This window comes from Mediterranea massiliensis (assembly GCF_900128475.1).
Lineage (GTDB): Bacteria > Bacteroidota > Bacteroidia > Bacteroidales > Bacteroidaceae > Bacteroides > Bacteroides massiliensis_E.
Window position 1 is genome coordinate 741,889 of record NZ_LT635838.1, and the last position, 18,188, is coordinate 760,076.

At 54.8% G+C, this 18,188-nt stretch carries 13 protein-coding genes; all 13 read right to left on the bottom strand.

From position 1 onward, the window contains the following. Window positions 1–173 precede the first annotated feature (173 nt). Genes BQ7483_RS13000 through BQ7483_RS13060 form a run of 13 tightly spaced genes read right to left on the bottom strand, consistent with a single transcriptional unit; the run spans window position 174 to window position 18,188 of the window. Window positions 174–6,695 (bottom strand): hypothetical protein, encoded by a 6,522-nt coding sequence (locus BQ7483_RS13000; RefSeq protein WP_072546180.1) that lies wholly within the window; start codon window positions 6,693–6,695, stop codon window positions 174–176. Between the two features lie 18 nt (window positions 6,696–6,713). Further along, window positions 6,714–6,890: a hypothetical protein gene (locus tag BQ7483_RS13005; protein ID WP_008778316.1), complete on the bottom strand. Its 177-nt coding sequence runs from the start codon at window positions 6,888–6,890 to the stop codon at window positions 6,714–6,716. Window positions 6,891–6,892: 2 nt separating this feature from the next. Beyond that, window positions 6,893–7,321, bottom strand: coding sequence for a hypothetical protein (locus BQ7483_RS13010; protein WP_008674654.1), 429 nt, complete (start codon window positions 7,319–7,321; stop codon window positions 6,893–6,895). 1 nt (window position 7,322) lies between these two features. Beyond that, window positions 7,323–7,610, bottom strand: coding sequence for a hypothetical protein (locus BQ7483_RS13015; RefSeq protein WP_008674652.1), 288 nt, complete (start codon window positions 7,608–7,610; stop codon window positions 7,323–7,325). A 20-nt stretch (window positions 7,611–7,630) separates the two neighbouring features. Further along, window positions 7,631–11,500, bottom strand: a complete 3,870-nt coding sequence (locus BQ7483_RS13020) for a hypothetical protein (protein ID WP_072546181.1) — start codon at window positions 11,498–11,500, stop codon at window positions 7,631–7,633. 21 nt (window positions 11,501–11,521) lie between these two features. Continuing rightward, window positions 11,522–11,986, bottom strand: coding sequence for a hypothetical protein (locus BQ7483_RS13025; protein ID WP_008778313.1), 465 nt, complete (start codon window positions 11,984–11,986; stop codon window positions 11,522–11,524). A gap of 1 nt (window position 11,987) precedes the next feature. Then, the gene (locus BQ7483_RS13030) at window positions 11,988–15,635 is read right to left on the bottom strand and encodes a viral A-type inclusion protein (protein WP_072546182.1); all 3,648 of its coding nucleotides are present in this window, start codon (window positions 15,633–15,635) and stop codon (window positions 11,988–11,990) included. Continuing rightward, window positions 15,632–15,838, bottom strand: a complete 207-nt coding sequence (locus BQ7483_RS13035; protein WP_008675843.1) for a hypothetical protein — start codon at window positions 15,836–15,838, stop codon at window positions 15,632–15,634. The genes BQ7483_RS13030 and BQ7483_RS13035 overlap by 4 nt, the downstream gene beginning before the upstream one ends. Window positions 15,839–15,876: 38 nt before the next feature. Beyond that, window positions 15,877–16,365 (bottom strand): hypothetical protein, encoded by a 489-nt coding sequence (locus tag BQ7483_RS13040; protein WP_008675842.1) that lies wholly within the window; start codon window positions 16,363–16,365, stop codon window positions 15,877–15,879. 3 nt (window positions 16,366–16,368) lie between these two features. After that, window positions 16,369–16,944, bottom strand: a complete 576-nt coding sequence (locus BQ7483_RS13045) for a hypothetical protein (RefSeq protein ID WP_005798256.1) — start codon at window positions 16,942–16,944, stop codon at window positions 16,369–16,371. Next, window positions 16,941–17,267, bottom strand: coding sequence for a hypothetical protein (locus BQ7483_RS13050; protein WP_227204527.1), 327 nt, complete (start codon window positions 17,265–17,267; stop codon window positions 16,941–16,943). The genes BQ7483_RS13045 and BQ7483_RS13050 overlap by 4 nt, the downstream gene beginning before the upstream one ends. Further along, window positions 17,233–17,709 (bottom strand): hypothetical protein, encoded by a 477-nt coding sequence (locus BQ7483_RS13055; RefSeq protein WP_008778308.1) that lies wholly within the window; start codon window positions 17,707–17,709, stop codon window positions 17,233–17,235. Before BQ7483_RS13055 ends, BQ7483_RS13050 begins: the two co-directional genes overlap by 35 nt. Before the next feature lie 14 nt (window positions 17,710–17,723). After that, a complete protein-coding gene (locus BQ7483_RS13060; RefSeq protein ID WP_008778307.1) occupies window positions 17,724–18,188 on the bottom strand; it encodes an N-acetylmuramoyl-L-alanine amidase in 465 nt (154 codons plus the stop codon).

The window sequence follows — 18,188 nt, forward strand, 5'->3', positions numbered from 1 at the left end:
TGGTGTGTTGTGCACTCTCTCACACATACTAAAGCACTATCAAATTTCATTTTCTTAAAACATTTTCGACCGGCTTACGCCGGTATTTATAATAACACGAACGGTGTTCGGAAACCATCCGAACACCGTTCTTTCGTTTTAGTCGCTTCGCTCCACGCTTTGGCGCTTTGCGCTTACAACACTTCGCGAATCGCTTTATACGCTTCCACGCTTTCCGCCCGAACGAGTTTGCCGCGGAAGGCCAGACGCGAGCCGACACCCGCATTCGAATGCGAAGCATCGTTATTCGCATTCGCATACGACACACCGCCATTCGCATACGCATCGCTGTACCCGCGAGAGACCACACGGCTGGCTGCGGTACTTATCCAGTATTTATCGCAATAATATGTACTGGACGAGCCGTTAGCTGTTCCTACCGGTACGATATCCATGTATTTACCATGGGCAACACCTGTTATCCACTGGTCACTGGTCGTTTTACCCTTCACCCAACGCACCGTGCCGTCCGGCATCCAAATACGCCATTTACCTTGGTTGCCACTATCGTTGGGTAAATCAACACCGTCCATCATCTCGTACTTATGGCCGTAGATGTCCTCATAGCCCAGACAACTGATATTGTTTACCTGAGTCACGGTCGGAGAACCATACTCGTCCTGCCCACGATACCAAGCGTACTGGTGGATAGAACCGTCCACGATGGAATTCGTGATCTTGTCGTTTATTTTATACGCTTCGTCATAACCGATCGTATCCTGCATACCATAACCGGCTGTACCGCCCGTGATACGATTGTTCGTATGCTGACCGCCTCCGCACTGTTCCTGGCTGTCACGACGGCCATATCTTGCGTAAAACAAGTTCGCTATACGGGAGTGCATCAACGCGTCTATCTGTTGCATACCGCGCTGAACCGAGTAATAATGAAAGTCGATCCAGTTCATGCTGGCCGTCGTGGAATTACCCGTTATGCATGAACGCAACTTGCTACCTACCACGCTACTGCCTACTACCGCACAAAGATGTTCCTCGTTGGCCACCCAATCGGGCTCCATATCCTCGATCTTGTCGGAGTTGGAAAGAACCACCTTGTCAAACTCGGCCGTGTTCAGGATCGAGAAGTGCAAGGCCGTGGCGTCCTCCGGAACATCCGATATCAAGTACATGCCGGCCTCGAACTTCAGACCGATCGTAGGGACCACGATGGTTTTGACCACGTTTCCGGAGCCGTCAACAAATAGACTGCCGACCAAACCCGTACCGGGAACACTCGGAAAACGTACACGCTTATAGCCTTGTACATCCACCTTGCAGACTGAATAGGTCTTGTCCGTGCTATAAGAATCCTTCAACGTGGGTTTGCCACTCAAAAGTTTGCGCTCTGTAAGGAAACCGCCCTGCGTGTCTTTGATGTCGTCCAACGTCAGCACCGTCACATCCGGAACAGGAGGCATATCGTCAGGGCCGTTGGAACTGTAACAGCTGTAATATTTCTCGTTCAGGTAGTCATTGACACCTTTCGACCAAAAGAACGGTTCGTACATCATCCAGTCGCCCTCGCTGCTGTCAAGTTTGGCTGCGCTGCCATCGTAGTATTTATTACTGCTGGTATCATCCAACGGACAATAGGTCATCTCGCCGTCCGGATTGTTCACGTCAACCGTCTGGCCCGCCATCTCCACTTTACGGCTCGTGGGCTTTTTCGTCACCTTGGCAAGCACACGGTGGCGCTTCTTGAGGATCGCCGCCACGTGGGCATTCATGACGTAAGTATTGCCATACTTATAACCGGTCTCGTTGTCCGGGTTGGAAATGTTGGCATCGTCCGGAGCGCTTTCGTCCGACTCGATGATGCTGTAGGCCGGTTGTACGATCTCCAGTTCCGGATACCGCTCACGATACCGGTCGGCCTGTTCGTCATCCATGTACTTTGTCAGGCAGAGCCTGCCACGCAATCCGGAATGACGGTTGTCTATCGCTCCGGTGGAGGTATAAGTACCATAATCGTAGTATTTCCCGAGCAGCCTGCCGTCATCCTCCATATCGATGTCAAGGACAAAACGCTCCAGTTTACCGCTACCGTTCAACTTGGCCTGATGAAGACGTTCCAGCATGGCAAACCCGTCAATGCCCGGACAACCCATGAACCGGTAGCCTCGCACGTTACCGATGCCATCCAGTACCAATCCGCTCTCTGCCAACCTGGGAAGATATTCCAGAAACAGTTCCTCTATCGTTTCCGGCAAGCATAACTGCACAACAGGCGCACCGGTGGCAAGTTTCACGCGGGTAAGCCCCGTGCCTCTCACGTCCAGCTTCTTCAACCGTCCCTGCCAGCTCAAGTCCAAGGTCGTCACGTTGCCGTTATCGCCATTCCGTGCCAGCAGGTTGTTGCGCATATTAAGCTCTTCCAGAAGAAGCATGCCGTTCGTAGAGGCCATGAATGAACCGTTACGATAACCGCTGGCTTTCTCCACGCTCATGTCAAGTTTAACCAATGAGGTAAGCAAGCCGAAATTGAATCCGATGGCGAACGCGTCCTCATGCCACACCAGCTCCTTGATTTTGGCCGCGCCGATAATCTTCAGCGGGTCGTTCTCACCGAAGGCACGGGCCAGCTGCAGGGAGTGGAGCACGTCCGCATCCACCACGCCGCTGTCGGCCTGAACGCCGTTGCTAGTGGAAAGCTGCACGCGGTACGGGATGGTCAGCCGGTACTGCATCAGCTTCAGTTTGTATGCCTTGTCCAGCGATGCCGTACTCTGGTAGAACTGGGCGCCCAGCGTAGAGACATAACCGTACTCCACCTGCTTCAGGTCATACCTGCGCTGGATGAAATAGTTACGGTGAGCTTTCAACGAACCCTTCAGACCGTAGATCTGCGGATACGTCTGTTTGGCACCGTCAGCCCCCACCGGCATCTCGTTCAGGAACGGATACACATACTTGAAGATGCCTGATTTGTTGTACAGCCGGCTGCACCACTTCTTCATCTGCTCGGTGTCGAAATGGTCAACGGCCTTCTGGATGCTGAAGGCACTCATGAAGCTGGTACCGCCGTTCACACCCCTGGTCATCACTTCCTCCAGCAGATTGCCCATATTGCCCAGTATCAGGTTCCACAGCCAGCTGTTGTGTCCCTGCATCACATAGGCCCCGTCCCGCTTCGTCTGCCGGTTGTCGTCATACTTCCCGGTCAGGAACGACTTGTTGTCCGAACCCAGCTGGCAGTCACCGTCGTAATAGGTTATCCACCACATCACGCCGTCCCATGTCCGCACCAGCATATTTTTCGCCAGCTGGTCCACACCCAGGTTGAACTGTACATACAGGTAGTAGGCGGCCAGGTTGGGAAGGTTGAAATACTTCCCGGCTTCCGCCTTGAAGGTCGGGCTCACCCATTTGGCCGTCGGGAACTTGTTGCCGTCATCCTCATAGTCCACCCCGTCAAAGGTGTGCGTCTCCTTGTTATAGGCCAGATTCTTGCCGGCAGGCGTTTCCCTCACGCATTTATAGAGGAAACTCATCATGCGGTCAAGCGCCTTGTACATCTTGTCGTACTTGTCACCGGTGCCCAGGTGTTCCTTGATGTTCGGTTCTTCTTCGGCATCGCCTCCGCCATCGTTCCAGAACACGTCTTTCGGATGGTTGAACTCGAAACCGCCGTCAAAGTTGAAATCCATGAAGTCCGTATGGTCGGGCTCCGTGGACGGCAGCCAGCGGAACAGGCACAGGTCGTTCGAGTTGTTCAACGTCTCGATGCAGATGGGCAGGTATTCCTTCGGCCGGTCGCCGTTCGCCTGCAGGTAGTTCAGCGTATCACCGGTCCCCCACTGTTCTTCGCCGATGGTCTTGTCCTGGCCGAATATCGGGTAGCTGTCGCTCTTCTCGTTGTTCATGTTGTACTGGCCGTAGTAGGTCAGATCCTCATCCACACTCTTTGCCACAAACAGGTCACAGGGCAAGCCGTCAATGGCCGAGCGTATGTCTTCCTTGCACGTATCCACATGGTCGGCGGCATACTGCTGGGCAGGGGTCAGGATACCCATTTCCTTCATGCCGTCATGGATGAACTTCGCGCCACCGGTGTTGGTGGTCATGGAGGAGTCCGAAAAGTCACACTTCGCACAGGCGAGTTTTGCCCCCACCGAGTTGTCCCGCAGTCGGAACAGGTTCTTCTTACCCTCCGTAGCTGTCGGGTTGCTCTGCTGCCCGTTACCGTCTATCTCGCCGTAGCTCATCCGTGCCGTGTAACCGCTGGCTGTCTTCTGGAAGTAGAAGCGCAGGTTCTTGCGGGCATAGTTCACTGAACTGGTACCCTGGATACGCAGATAAATGTCACGGGCTATCCAGTCCAGCGCCCGGTTCTCACCGTTGTAGAATCTAACTTCCCGGCACAGCTTGTTGGCCTTCTTGTTGTTCAGCTGGGCCAGCGCGTCCATCACGTTCAGCGTGTCGCTCTCGCTTGGCACCTCACTGCCCACGCTGCCCGTGCCTATCAGTACCAGGATCGAGTTCCGCCGCTTCTTCATCAGTCCCATCAGCTTCTCCATGCTCACCGTGTCCCCCTCGTTCAGCACGCGGTTGTCCTCATCCAGCGAGCGCACGCCCGGTTCCCCGTCGGCATCCTCCAGATGATTGCGGTCCACGATGTAGTTGTTAAGCACCTCGTCCGAGGTCAGCGCCTTGTTATAGATGCGCACGCTCTTCACGTTCAGGTCAGCCCCCTCCGATTTAAACTCCAGCTGGCTCCGGATGTCGAAGCTCACCTTGTCCAGCCACTTCGAGGCGGCCGACTCCTCCCCGTTCACATAGAAGCCGATCAGCGTCCGCTGCTCGTTGGTCTCCACGTCCGGGTAGAACACGTAAGTGATACGGATATTCTTACCGGGTTCAAACTTCGTACCCACCGAGTCCTCATAGCGCAGGACCTGACCGGCATCCATCGCCTCCGTCACCACGCCGGTAAGGAACTTCGCCTCCTCCGGGGTCACCACCAGCCCGTAACGGTTGCCGTTTTGCAGGGTGCCCAGACAGGTGATCAGCTCCGCGTCGGTGTCAGTCACGTTGGCCGTGCTGTATTCTATCTCCAACGTCATGCCCACGTCGCGGATGGCAAAACCCTCGGGCTTGTCCGCCTCGTTGAACGGGCGATAACCGCCGTCTGCCGTCAGTGTCATGCCCGCACCGCCGGCCAGCAGCAGGCGGTCCTTGTGCCAGCCGCTTCCTGCGCCGTATTCGTTCACGCTCCACAGCACATCACGGAATTCCATCCGTTTGTCCCCGCTCACCCAGCTTTCCGGGTTGTTTTCCGTGTTGCTTCGCCCGAAGGCATCGAACGTGCACACGGCATCCGGTGCCAGCGTGGCTTCAATGTCGGGGTGCGATGTGGTGTTCACCTGCACCTCAAGCACGGCATCACCGCACGACACACGGTAATCCAGCGGTTCCACGTTCACGTTCGTACGCCCGTAGCTGCCGGTCTCACCGCGCTGCAGCAGGTCTTCCTTCACCACACTGCCCCGGCTGGTCACTTTCACACGGGCCGTGTACGCATCCCTGTCATAGCCGGCATACGTGAAGTTCCACGCCGTGAACTGCTCGGCCTCCAGTACGGGGTGCTTCCAGTCACGCTGGAACCCTGCCGCCCGGTGGTTGAACATCATGCCGGCATAGGCCGTCACACCTTCCTCGGCTTTCAGCAGGGTCAGGTAGTGTATCTCGCTCACCACGCCGGAGTTCTCGTGCAGCGCATAGGCTTCCACCACGTTCATGCCCTCCCGCATTTCACTCAGCGCAACGGTGACGTTCTTCTGCTGGACACCGGAACCGGCTGACAGGCCAAGCGTATAGGGCTGCCCGCCGTTGATACGGTAGTAGATGTTCTTCTCGCCACTCGTTCCCTTAGCTGTAAATGGGATGTTCACGTCGTTCCGGTATCCCCCGTCAGCCAGTCCGTTCCCAACCGAATAAGTGGTACTTAGTTCCATAGCCACCATCGTCACCCTGGCGGTAGCGGTTTTCATCAGCGTACCGCCATCATAACCGGCCTGCGCCTCCACCTGCACGGTGTAGGTCGTGGCATCCTTCAGGTAAGGCGACGCGTCAAAAGTATAGCTCTGACCGGCCGTAACGCCGACAAACTCCGCATCCTGGAATTCCGAAAGGACCGTGGAGCCACGTTTTACGACCACCTTGGCCTTCAGGTCGCTGTAGCCACTCACCTCGCCGCCACCGGCCGTGCCCACGCCAACGGCATATCTCACCACGAAACCGGTACCCAACGACAAATACTGGGAAGCGGGCAAGGAGGAACCCGAAGCATCGGTCAGGTCTATATTCACCACCACCTTGTCATCGTCGCTATACTTGGAAAAGCGCACCTCCCTGTCGCTTTCCCCGCCTTCGCCATCCTTCTGCGTGACTGTCATCACGTACTGAGTGCCGTCCTCGCTGTCCGTCACGTCGATATTCGTCACGGTACCCACCAGCGAGGCGAACACCGCGCCGCTCGTGGGGGCTTTCGTCTCACCGGCGGCCAGCTCCTCCGTAGGGGTGGCCTTGTCATCAATACTTTTGATATAGTTCTCCACCAACCGGCCGCTCACCGGAAGATTACCCGTGGATTCGTCACCGGACCAATCGGTCTTCTGCATATCCAGACCGTCCTCGTCATACACTTTTTTCGCCATATCGTTATTCTTTAAAAGTTATTTCATCCGTTTCCAGCCATCCGTTCGGCTCCAGGGTTTGTCACCGCGCCAAAAGCCCGCGCCGAAACAGCTCCGGATGGCTTGCCAAACCAGCCTGGCCCCTATATAGACCGTCGCCACCACCCGTTCGCCTACACGGATGGCTGTCACCTCTTTGTTTCCAACACTTATCATACCTATTCCTCCTCGTAAATCAGGTAAATGGTCTTGCCGTCCTTTTCCGGGAGACTTTCAAACTCCTCCTCACTCATCTCCTTATGTTTGTAGCCTTGGGCTATCGCATCCTCGGCCTTCTTCGCGGCCGCCTCCGCCTTTGCCGCCGATTCACCCGCCGTTTGAATGGCCTTTTTTGTCTCCTGGGTGGCCGCTTCCATTTCGGGAGCCAATCCCTCCACCCTTTCAGCGGCCTTGATCGCCCGGGCCGCCGCGTCATCGGCAGGCTTGCTCAATAAGGTGATCGGGACGTTCACCAGTTTGTCACCTTTCTGCGCAGGCAGGGATTTGACCCCGCTCAGCGAGCCGACCGTCTCAAGGGATTCGACACTCTTCGATTCCGCCTTGACCGCCTCCAAAACCTGGGCGATATCCGATTCTGTCAGTGCCATATCAAACCCCTCCCTCTATCAGTTCATAAACCTGGCCGTAACCGCCGGCCGTCAGGCTCTCGCCGCATACCTCCTTGATAAGCGTACCCTCCTCGGTGGTGATCTCCAGGATTCCACCGCCCTGGATGATACGCTGGCACAGGACGTAAGCCTTGAACTTCTCATCACGGCCTACCGGTTTGTCCTTCCCGTAATTGAACAGGGCCTCCGCCACGGCGGTGGCGATGTTGTCACCGCCAAGCTCGTTCCCGTCAAAGCCCCTGAATCTCCTGTTTAAGTCAACTTTCATATCTCTTTGGTTTTAAATGTTTATTCCCCTGTATAGCCGACTATGATGCCGCCCCTCACGATAAGTCTTATTTTGTCAAGGTCGGGATTCTGGGCGGCACCATCCCCCCAGTTCACACCCTCGTTATACACGTATGTACCGTCGGAATTGCGGCTCTTGATGTACCGGAACCCTTTCGACGCACAAACATCACTTGTCAATCCGCTACCGGTATCCCTTACATCTACCGGACCCACAAAGAACCCGGCATAGGTCATACCGCTGGCCGGGTAGGTTAAGGAGCCTATCGATGCGTATATAGCGGCCCCACCGGATGTCGCCCCGACTGATTTTACGCCAAACCGCCCACTGGTAGCGCCATTGAAGGCCACGTCCACGATCCCCTCCGTCGAGGAACTCGAGACTCCCAGTTTCAAACTCCGGGAATCGTTTCCGAAATAATCGCGGCTCTTCCAATACAGACGGCCGGAATCGATGGTAAAGCCGCCAATCTTACCGCCGCTCGCCTTGACAGTACCGCTGATGTTCGCATTCCGGGTCTCGATACTCCCGTCCGTGAGGACCTTGAAATAGCCGTTAGCCGTAACAAGCCCCTCCAGTTTGATTTGGTCGGCTTTAATGGTAACACCGGAAACAAGATTGCCGAACTCGTCACGCTTGACATAGACATTCAGTTCCGCCTTCTTTACAAGCCCGTTGCTTGTAACGCCCTCAGCGAACAGCTTGGAAAAATTGGCGGTAGTCACCAACCCGGATTTATTCCGCAATTCCCCGTTCTCATCGAAATGGACAGAAATCAGCCTGTTATATTTGGCCGTCGTGATAATGGAGGATGCCTCCAGCACATTGCCGTCCTTATCGAAATTCGCCGCCGCGATCTTGATCATCTTATCCGACTGGTCAAAGAACGTGGCATACTTGTACGCCAAGGCATCCGTCCGGTCGGTCGAGAACACCAACAAGGACACTTGGATAACACCCGTGAACGACAGCTTGAAGTCGCCGGTCCCGTTCCACAGCCCGGAATGGTTGAATACCTTTTCCCCACCGACCGGCAAATCACCGTCGTAAGCGAACATGTTGAAATTCTCGTATCCGCTCTTGTTGGATTTGACAAACTCGATACGCAGGTGCCCGGCTTCGATCACCTTGTAATGGAAGGACAGGTAGACATAGCCCGGGATACGAAGCCCGTCCCCGTTCAACTCCTTAAAATCGGGGATCGTGCGAAAATCCCCGTTCTTCTGCATGATATAGCTGTTCGTTATCCTGACGTAAGGGACCTTGCCGGTCTTTACGACCTCCACGTTTCCGTTCTCGCTCGATGCTAACAGTTTGTTACCGGCAAGAATCCACTTGCCGCCGAAAGTCAGGAACGCGGCCTTGTACCCGCTTATCCATTTACTCATCCCCTCGGTAAACGTGGTGTTATCGAAAAAGCTCTGCTCCTCCCTCACCTCGTCACGCAGACCTTCTACGGCGGACTGTATCTTACCCTCCGTAATTTCAAATTTCGTCAGGATATCCTCGCCGGTCATAAGGATGAACGTACCTTTCAGATATACGTTGTCGCCATAGAGACCGTTCCCGTGCGGCTGGTTATTCGCCGGAAAAGCGCTGTCCTTGATACCGTCAAGATTACCCACCCGGCATCTCAAACAGCCGTTGAAGTTTTTCGCCATCACGCCATCCAGTATGTCAACACGCGGCTGGCCGTCCTCGGTGGCCGATATGCTGATCAGGTTCTGCCGGAGCGGGTTTTCCGTGTTGCCCATCAACACGCACTCATCACCCGCCTTCGGTTCCGTCCCGCCAAACTCCCTCTGGGGTACCGTTATCCCTTCCGCGTCGCCTTCCGACACTTCCACCCAGTAACCCCGAATCTCCGCCCCCGTAAAAACGGCACAGCGCATCAGGTCATGCGCCACGAACGTGTTCTCTTGCTCAAAGGTGATGCGGTAATTGTTGCCCTCCTTGGTCACGGTCTTAATCTTTCCATTAGCAGCGGAAACGACTAACTGACCACCCACGCTACGCACCTTCTCGATCAGCAGTTCCATAGCGACCAGCGTCTGGCGGACGGTGATCTTGTCAATCGTAAGGTTGCTGAGTCCCGTTATTTTATCTATCCATAACTGCCAGCCCTCGCCGAACATACCGTCCACGAAACGGGTACTGCGGAGCAATTCCCGGATAACAGCCGTCAGAAACTCGGCGTTCCCGTCGCCGTCAACATTGCCCCCGGATTCACCGGCTTTGTAATTGCCAAAATAAACCCCTTTCAAAAAACCGATCACCTCGGCTGCGGTATCCCGATGGCGTTTGCTTAGGAACTCCCTCTGGCTTCTTTTCGCAGAGAAAAGGTTGTTGTCCGTGGGCAGAGTGTTGTCGAAGCTCCGGATAATATCAGGAAGCCCGGAACTTTCGGCCTTGGCTTTCGTATAGCTTTTCAATTCCCCGATACTGTCGTTTACCCTGTCGAATTTCGATACCTGCAGGGCGTCGCTGATCTCCAGGTCCATCTCTCCGGGAAGGTTTACCCTGCGGGTGATCTTCGTAATGCGGCTCCTGCGGTAACCGTCTTTCGGGAAATACTCCGAGCTCTCCAATTTTACGCGCCGGCCGACAAACAGATCGGCCTCCTGCTGCTCGATCCACACATGATCGGTCGGAGCCTTGTAAGCGGCGATATCCAGCCAGTGGTCCTTGTTATAGTCATCGACGGCTTTCTGGAACTCCTCCTCTGCCAGCCGGTAATATTTGTCCGGCATCCGGATGTTCCAAAGGACATAGGTGTCCCCGGCCTTCGGGACGAGCTTGCCGCCCGGAAGCTGCGTGTCATCGCCGTAAGGCCAGATCGTGATGATCTCAAACTCGCGGGTGGCGCTATCGAAGTTCACCTCGAAATAATGATCGTCCCCCTCTCCCAGCCCGGAAAGGTCACCGCTCTGGAAGGAGACGCGTTTCGTCTCACCGGCCAGTTCATAATCGTTAGGATCGAAATCCATCCCGCCATCCTTGAAGTAATAGACGGTAAAGGTCTTACCCTCCTCATTCGTCACCTCCTCACTGCGGACACTGCTTACCGTGCCCACCCGCCGGGGATAGATATCGCTGAAGGCGGCCTGTTCGTAGTGGTCATAGATACCGTACTCGTCCACGCCCACCTCCACGTACTTCTTTTTTCCGGGAAGCATCAGACGGGGGCTGCCGTACTTCCCGGCGTCGATGTTCCGGCTGCTCCCGATCGGGAAAAGGCGCGTGTAGAACTTCGCCGTATTACTCGTATCCCGCTCCAGGGAGGTCAGCCCCTTGCCGTAGCCCAGCGTGATCTCTTCCCCGCTCTCGCAGCGGCACACGTTCACCGTCTGCCCCTCGATCCACCACTCGGCCTTGCCTCCCACCTTGCCGGCGATCTCCTTCAAAGCCTGGTCGCAGTACATGCCCTCATAGTCGATCACGATAAGATCGGTACCGTCCACCTGCCCCACCTTCCAGTCGGTAATGTTACCCATGCCGTTGTTGATGGCCTTCACCACCATCGCCACATGGTCCCGCGGCGTGGCCGTCAATGTAAACAGGGGATTGGTGTCGCCGTCCGTTGTCTCCAGCACGAGAAAACGCCTGATCAGGCTCTCGATACCGTACAGCTTCAGGTTATACTCCCACTCGCTCCCGCTTTTCTCTTTCGGGGTGTACCGCTCCGTCAGCCAGTACCGCTCGCCCATGTAGTCCGTGAAGTCGCCTACATCAAGGGGAATATGGGCATAATGCGTGAAGGAGAGCGCCAGCACGTTGTCGCCCTGCACCTCCTTGCTCTGCGTCGAACTGTCACTTGCAGCCACATCCGCACGCTTGGCCCCGGATTTATCGTATATCGTTAGAAGCATATTCGAATCGTCTTTGAATGGTTATATAATCGGTACCGGCTCGCGGAACTTCACCTTGAATTTCCCGGCGTGGACCCCTTCCTTCCACAAATAGGTCAGCGGAGTGAACTTCGGACTGTCCGTGTATTTCACGTGCAGGGTCAGATCGAGCTGGGGAAACGCGATGTCGAGCCACCCGTCCTTCCCTTTCTTCAGGAAATTGATGAACGCGAAGTATTTCCGCAGCCATCCCTCCTTTGTCTTGTTATACAGGGCAAAGTGCAGCGTCACGTCACGCGCCTCGTTCCTCGGGGTAAGGACCGCGCTGTATTTCTCCCCGTCCTCCTCCCGTATGTCCACGGCCGTCTCCTTCTTCGTCTTGCTCGGGGTCAGGATCGCCGAGAGGTTATCCATGCCACCGCGCCGGTCCTCCACCAGGAACACGCCGTATTCCGTCCAGATGTCCGTGCCGTTCACCAGCACCAGCCCGCCCAATATATCTGCCATGTCATTTCACTTTTAGTCCGTCACGTATCATTTTCTTTATCTCATCCTTTATCTCGCCCAGGTGGCCGGCACTTACACCCGTGTTCTCAGCGATGCGGGCCAGGTGGCCCTCGGCCGTGTCCATCTTCTCCACCACGCTTTCCAGCCGGTCGTCCATGCTCGACCAATGTTGCAAACCGCCGGTAAACATCCCCTCCAGCTTCGTGCCCTGGTCATACGTCATGGCCGTGTAGCCGCCCGCTTTCGCGCTTTGACTGGTGCCGCCGGCTTCGGTCTTGTCGTAGCCCGTGGCCGCCGCCAGGTTGTCACGCAGGGCAAGGGCTTCATCCATATACTGCATGTACTCTTCCATCAGCGCGTTCCGTTCCGCCTCGGTCAGTTCGTTGTCCTCCATGGCCTTGCCGAACTTCTCCCACCAGCCTTTCAATTTCTCGCTATACAGCTCGCCTATCTTGTTACTCAGCATGGCTTTCATAAAGTACTCGGATATATCCTCCGCCGCATCCTTGGCACCGTACTTCATGTTCATCAGGTTGTCGATGAAGCTGCTGTACATACCATCGAATGAAATGCCCGTCAGCCCTTCATACAGCTGGTCGGTCAGTTCCTCCAGCTTGCCGGCCTGGTCTATGTAGTCATCCAGCTTCTCGGTCAGTCGCCCGCCATAGCCGCCCTTACCGGTATTCTGTATCTGCGTCCACATGTCCACATTGCTGCGCAGCGCCTTCATCTCCTCCGGGCTCAGGCTCCACAGGTTCCCGTCCCACCGGCGGCCGATCTGTCCGCTCAGTTTGTCTATCTGTGCCTGGCTGAAACCACCCCAGTAGTAGTTCCACGAGTGGTGGCTTTTGCTGTAGCGTGCCTGTTCCTGCGCTATCTGCAGATAGTTTGCATTCGTCTCTTTCTGGTATTTGTAAGCATCCCGGTAAGCTTCCACCGATTTAGTCCCCTTGCTTGCCTTGATGGTATCGGTCAGGTCCTCAATGGAGGTCTGCAGTTTCTCGTTCCGGTCTGTAAGGCGGTCTATAGCCGCCTGCACTTCCCTGGCGTTTCCGTCGATGCCGAACAGTTTGTTGAAACCTCCGAAAGACACCGTGTTCAGCAATCCCCCGATACCTTTCACAAGGGAACCGCCTATCTGTTTGAACAGGTCTCCGCTGAGGATATTGTCGAGTATTCCGGTTATCGCATTGAAAATGGTGTCTATCAATGATGAGATAATCGGGCCAATACCGTCTTTCAGCAAATCCAGTATGGAGAGAATGGCCGATATGATCTGCCCGATGACTCCGGCACTTGACAGGGTCTCGGACATCTGACTGATGGCATCACCGACCTTGCCTCCGATATTCAGTTTTGACAGACCGGTAAGCATATTCTGGATTCCTTCAAATGATCCCTGCAAGGTTCCGCTTGCAAAGCCGTGCAATCCGTTGGATACCATGTTCAACCCGTCAACCGTGTCCCGGGAGGCACTTTTCACCTCCCCGGCAAGCACCTTCATTTCAGAGGTGGCGTTCAGGTATTCTTCGTCAGCTGAAGCACTGGACGATTGGGCCGTTTGAAGAGCGATTTTGGTACGTTCTATTTCTGCCTGGTTACCGCTTTCAAGAGCCTTGTTGTAATCGGTCTGCGCCGCTTTTAACCGGGCGAATGCCGCTTCCTGCTGCAGTTCCGCATTTTGCACACGTGTTACGGCATCCCCCAAAGCGTGCATCTGCGTTTGTAACCGGGCAAAATCCAATGTGCCGTTACCACCGGGAAGCATGCTTTGAATACGTTCAATGGCATCGTAGACGACCTGCTGGTCTGCGGCTCCCGTTTTTTTGAACTCATCCGTCTTGACATACTGTTTAAGCTCGCCAAGCAGGTTCTTCATCTGGTCTGCAAGCAGGCCTGTCAAATCCCCGAATGCTGCTCCCCAGTCTATCTTTTGGGTCAGAGCTTCCATATCCACTTTATGCACAGCCGCATCACGCTGTTTCTCCAAAGTCAGCCTTTCACCCTGGGACTGTGCCTTGCGGATTTTCTCGGCATATTCTTCAGCGATGGCCAGTTTCTGTTGCTGGAAGGTCCCGTATTCCTTCAGATAGTCACGCATGGCTTCCGCCTCTTCCCTGTACACGTCCGCCTCCGCTTTTTTCCGGGACGCGGTGTTTGAGGCACGGGCTTTTTCAAGTTCATCCTGTTGCTCCCGGGTAAGTCCGTTATCTCCGGTGGAAAGACCGGCTTCCTTGTTCTCACGCTTCCAGTCGGCTTCCTGCCGGTTTATCTCTTCTTTCCGGGCGTTATAGTCATATTCGATTTGTGCCAGTTTCTTTTCGGTACCGGCTTGCATACGGTCTATCTCTTCCTTCCGGTTCTCGGCCTGCAGGGCGGCAAGATCCTGCGCCAGCCTGCGCTCTGTGGCAAGCCGTTGCTTGGCTTCCGCTTCCGGATTCTTCCCGGACTGTTCGGGGTCGGTATGTCCGCCGATATTTCCTTTTTTGGCTGCTTCTGCCGCTTTCTTTACCTCTTCCTCCGCTTTTTTCAGATAACCGTCGCGTTTGTTTTCGGCATTTTTCAACAGTATGTCATAAGCTTCCTGATCATGTTTCTTAATGGCAGCCTGTGCGTCATAGAACTGCCCGGATTCTGCCATGCTTGACTGCATGATATATTGTCCCCATTTCCCGAAAAAACCCATGGCGCTTTCCGCCTCTTCCGGTTTCTGCGCCTTGATTTTATTCACCTCTTCATCGGCTTCTGCAGCTTTTTTTACAAGGTTCTGGACATTGGCCTGGTGCAGCAGGACCTGTACATAGTCCTCGCTCTTTTGGATAAGGGTATCATACCATTCGGAAAGTGTTTTATAATACCCGAAAGATTCCCCGTACTTGCGGTTCAGTTCCTCTACCTTCGCCTTTTCCTGTTCCTTGCTGCCGGTGAAGTTCTTTATTTCATCGATGACCGATTTCAGTTCGAAGCGGGTACGCACCATCTGGGCACGGCCGTCCTTCTCTATCTCGGTCATTTCCTTGAGTGATATGTTGAATTCATCCACGCCTTTTTTGGCACTGAACAGGTTTTTCGTCCAATCCCAGATTTCATCACCGTACATTACCAGCAGCATGATGCCGGTGGTCATGGCCGTCTGCCAGGAAAAGAGCGAGGACAGGACCTGTTTCCATACCGGTGTGCCTTTCTTGCCTGACTTCTGCAGCTCATCATATTCCTTACGGGCACGGGCCAGTTCGTCCGTAAAAATCGGCAGGTTGTTGGATATGGCCAGAAAGAACATCTGCGGTCCCATGGCCAAAGAAGGCATTTCACGTGCCATCTGCTGGATGCTGTTGTGAAGCCCGTTGAACTGGCGCTGTGCATTGGGCATGTCTGCAGGGGTGACCTGCACGGATTCCGATTCCTCCTGCAGCAGTTTCAGTTTGCCACGCAATTCCTCAAGCTGCTTCTCCAGTGCATGGATCTGCGCGATATTGGCACTCTGGTCCAGATTGGGGGCAGCCGTCTCCCCGGCAAGGCGCAGCCTTTCCAGTTCAGCCTCCAGCAGTCTGACGGTATTACGCAGTTCCAGCGCCTCACGCTCGGCCTTGTTCATGCCGGGCGTGAGTTTGTCCTTCATCAAAAATTCAACTTCTACAGGTTTGCTCATTCCAGTTTGCTTTGAAAAAATCCTACTATATCGTTCGCTTCATCCTCGGCGCTGTGTTCCGGTCCGGGAGCACCGTTTCCGCCGCCTTGCTTTTTCCGCACATACCGCGGTGCGTCGTTCAGCATCATGATCAGCGTCTGGTAATTCACACCGTCCAGAATGTAGTCCACACTCCAGCCCGTTGCACTCGCTATCTGCCACACGAAGCCGAAAGGGCTATGGGAACCCTCATACCGGGTTCTTAACTCCCCTTCCTTGCCTGGCTCAGTCTCGGAGTCATCGGGTTCGCCCGCGCTGTCGAGCTGATAATACGCATAAAATCCTTCGTGCCCATCAGACGCTCGAATGTCCGGAACATAGCCTTCAGATAGCGCCACTCCACAAAGTTCCGCAGCACCCATGCCGTCACCCCGATACCCACGTGCCGCGACACGTAGCCCCGGCATACCGTATAGGCCAGCAGACGGCTCACGGCCTTGCCATGCTCCGCCACAAAGGCCAGTTCCTCGGCCTTGTCCTTCGGTTGCCAGTCGGGTTTGATACCCATCTTCAGATATTCCCTGGCCAACAATATCTGACCCCGCAGTCTCGGACGCTTCATCGTCACACGTACCTCCACCGGGCGTTTCAGCCACGGAAACTTCCACCTTTTAAGAGGAACGGACACGCCACTGTCAAGCAGCGCGTCCGCACACTCCATCTCTATCAGTTGTTCCAGCCGGTCAGCCATACGTTAGCCCTCCTCGCTTTGGAGCGATGCTGCAGCCGCGGCTTCCGCCGGCGGCAGCTTGTACTGCCCCCACTCGTCCGGTATTGCTTCCGTATCGAACACGCCGTAAGGCTGCGAACCGTCCTCCGGCATCGCCACTTCGAGCGTAACCTCTATCTTGGAGGTTTCTGTAAGGGTCAGCTTGCCTGCAGGATTGGAAAGCAGCGTGGCGTTGGGAATCAGTACGCTCTGTCCGGACACGAGGGAGAGTTCCCATGGTCCCTGCATGACAAGCACCTCCGACGGGGCTGTCCAGCCGATCGGAGTTTTCTTTTCCGAATCTTCTTTCTTATAATGCAGGCTGCCGCCAAGCAGTTTGTGCAGGTTCGAATAGTTCATCTGGATAACGTTAAATGTCGGGGCGATGCCGCCGTTACTCTGTGGGATGACCAGCACCGGGGCACCCTGCACCTGTTCGGCCTCGATCTTCGCGGCCTCGGGTTTCTTGCCGCCCAGGTCAAACGAGTTCTTTTCAATATACCCGATTGTGAAATCCTTATACTTTACGGCTCCTATGCCGTACATAAAATTCTTGTTCATCTTTTTTTCAGTTTCATTGTTAATAACATACCGACAAGCAAGCCGGCAACCATTCCCCAAGTAAACACCCGCACCGGGTTCGGAGGACGTTTTTCCTCCGTTTGAACGTCATTTAAAATTTCGTTCTTGGTCTCGCTACGGATGCGCGCCAGCTCTTCTTCATACCATAGCACCAGCTGCTGCAGACTGTCACACGAGGCTTCGGCCACGATGTTCCCGCTGTCATCGCTGCCTACGGTCAGATTCGCCTGTCCACTCTTCCCGCGATACACCGCCCCTTCAGGAAGTTTACGGAGGCTGTCCGCCGGTATAGTCAGCTTCACCGAACTCGCCGGTACCCCCGCCATCACCAGTCCCGCCCGTCGACTTCCGCTCGCGCTGTCGGCGCTTGCCGTTTCCGTCCGGACTTCCCGGTTCATGCTCTTTCGGTGACTCGCGCAACCTGTCAAGCACAGGGCAATCGTCACGATGAGGACAGTTCCCGGCTGTATCAATAGCTTTTCTAAGACGGGCCATCTCACGTGTATTGCGGGCCAGTTCTTTCTTTGTTTCACAAAATTCATCTTTCAGAGGTTTTACAATATTCTCCATCAAAATGCGGGTGGCATGTTCGGCGTTATCTATGCGCATAGCCTCTGCACCGGCCTCGGCCTTCATCGCTTCCGCTTTCGCTTTTCTCACAGTAGCCCGCAAGGAGCCAATGGTCGCCACCGTACCAACCAGGCCGCCGCCAAGGATAATGTTCATAAATTCGCTCAAGTCCATACCACCCGGTTTTATTATTGATTAATACCTATTTCTTTCAACCATTCCTGCACATCGAAACTCGGACAGGCTTTCGCTGCCAGTTCGTTGTGTCCTACAATGCGTACATCAGGAAATTTCCGGTGAAAATCCTTCACATACTTCTCCAGTGCCTTTTTCTGACAGCCGGTGCGGGTGTCTTTCGGGGTCTTACCGTCTTTTTCCACGCCTCCGGCATACACGATGTGACGGCTCACACTGTTATATCCCTTGGCTCCGTTGGTCACTTCCCAAGGGTCCACCTGTGCATCCTCATTGTTTTCTACCAGACGTTCCACGCCTCCGTTCAGGTGGAACAGGTCGGTATAGCCAACCTGCTTCCATCCTCTTCCTCCCTGGGCAACCGGAGATGTATGCCATTTGCGGATGTCCGCAGATGAAACCTCACGTCCCTCCGGAGTTGCCGTACAGTGTATTACCAGATATTTCAACTTTGCCAT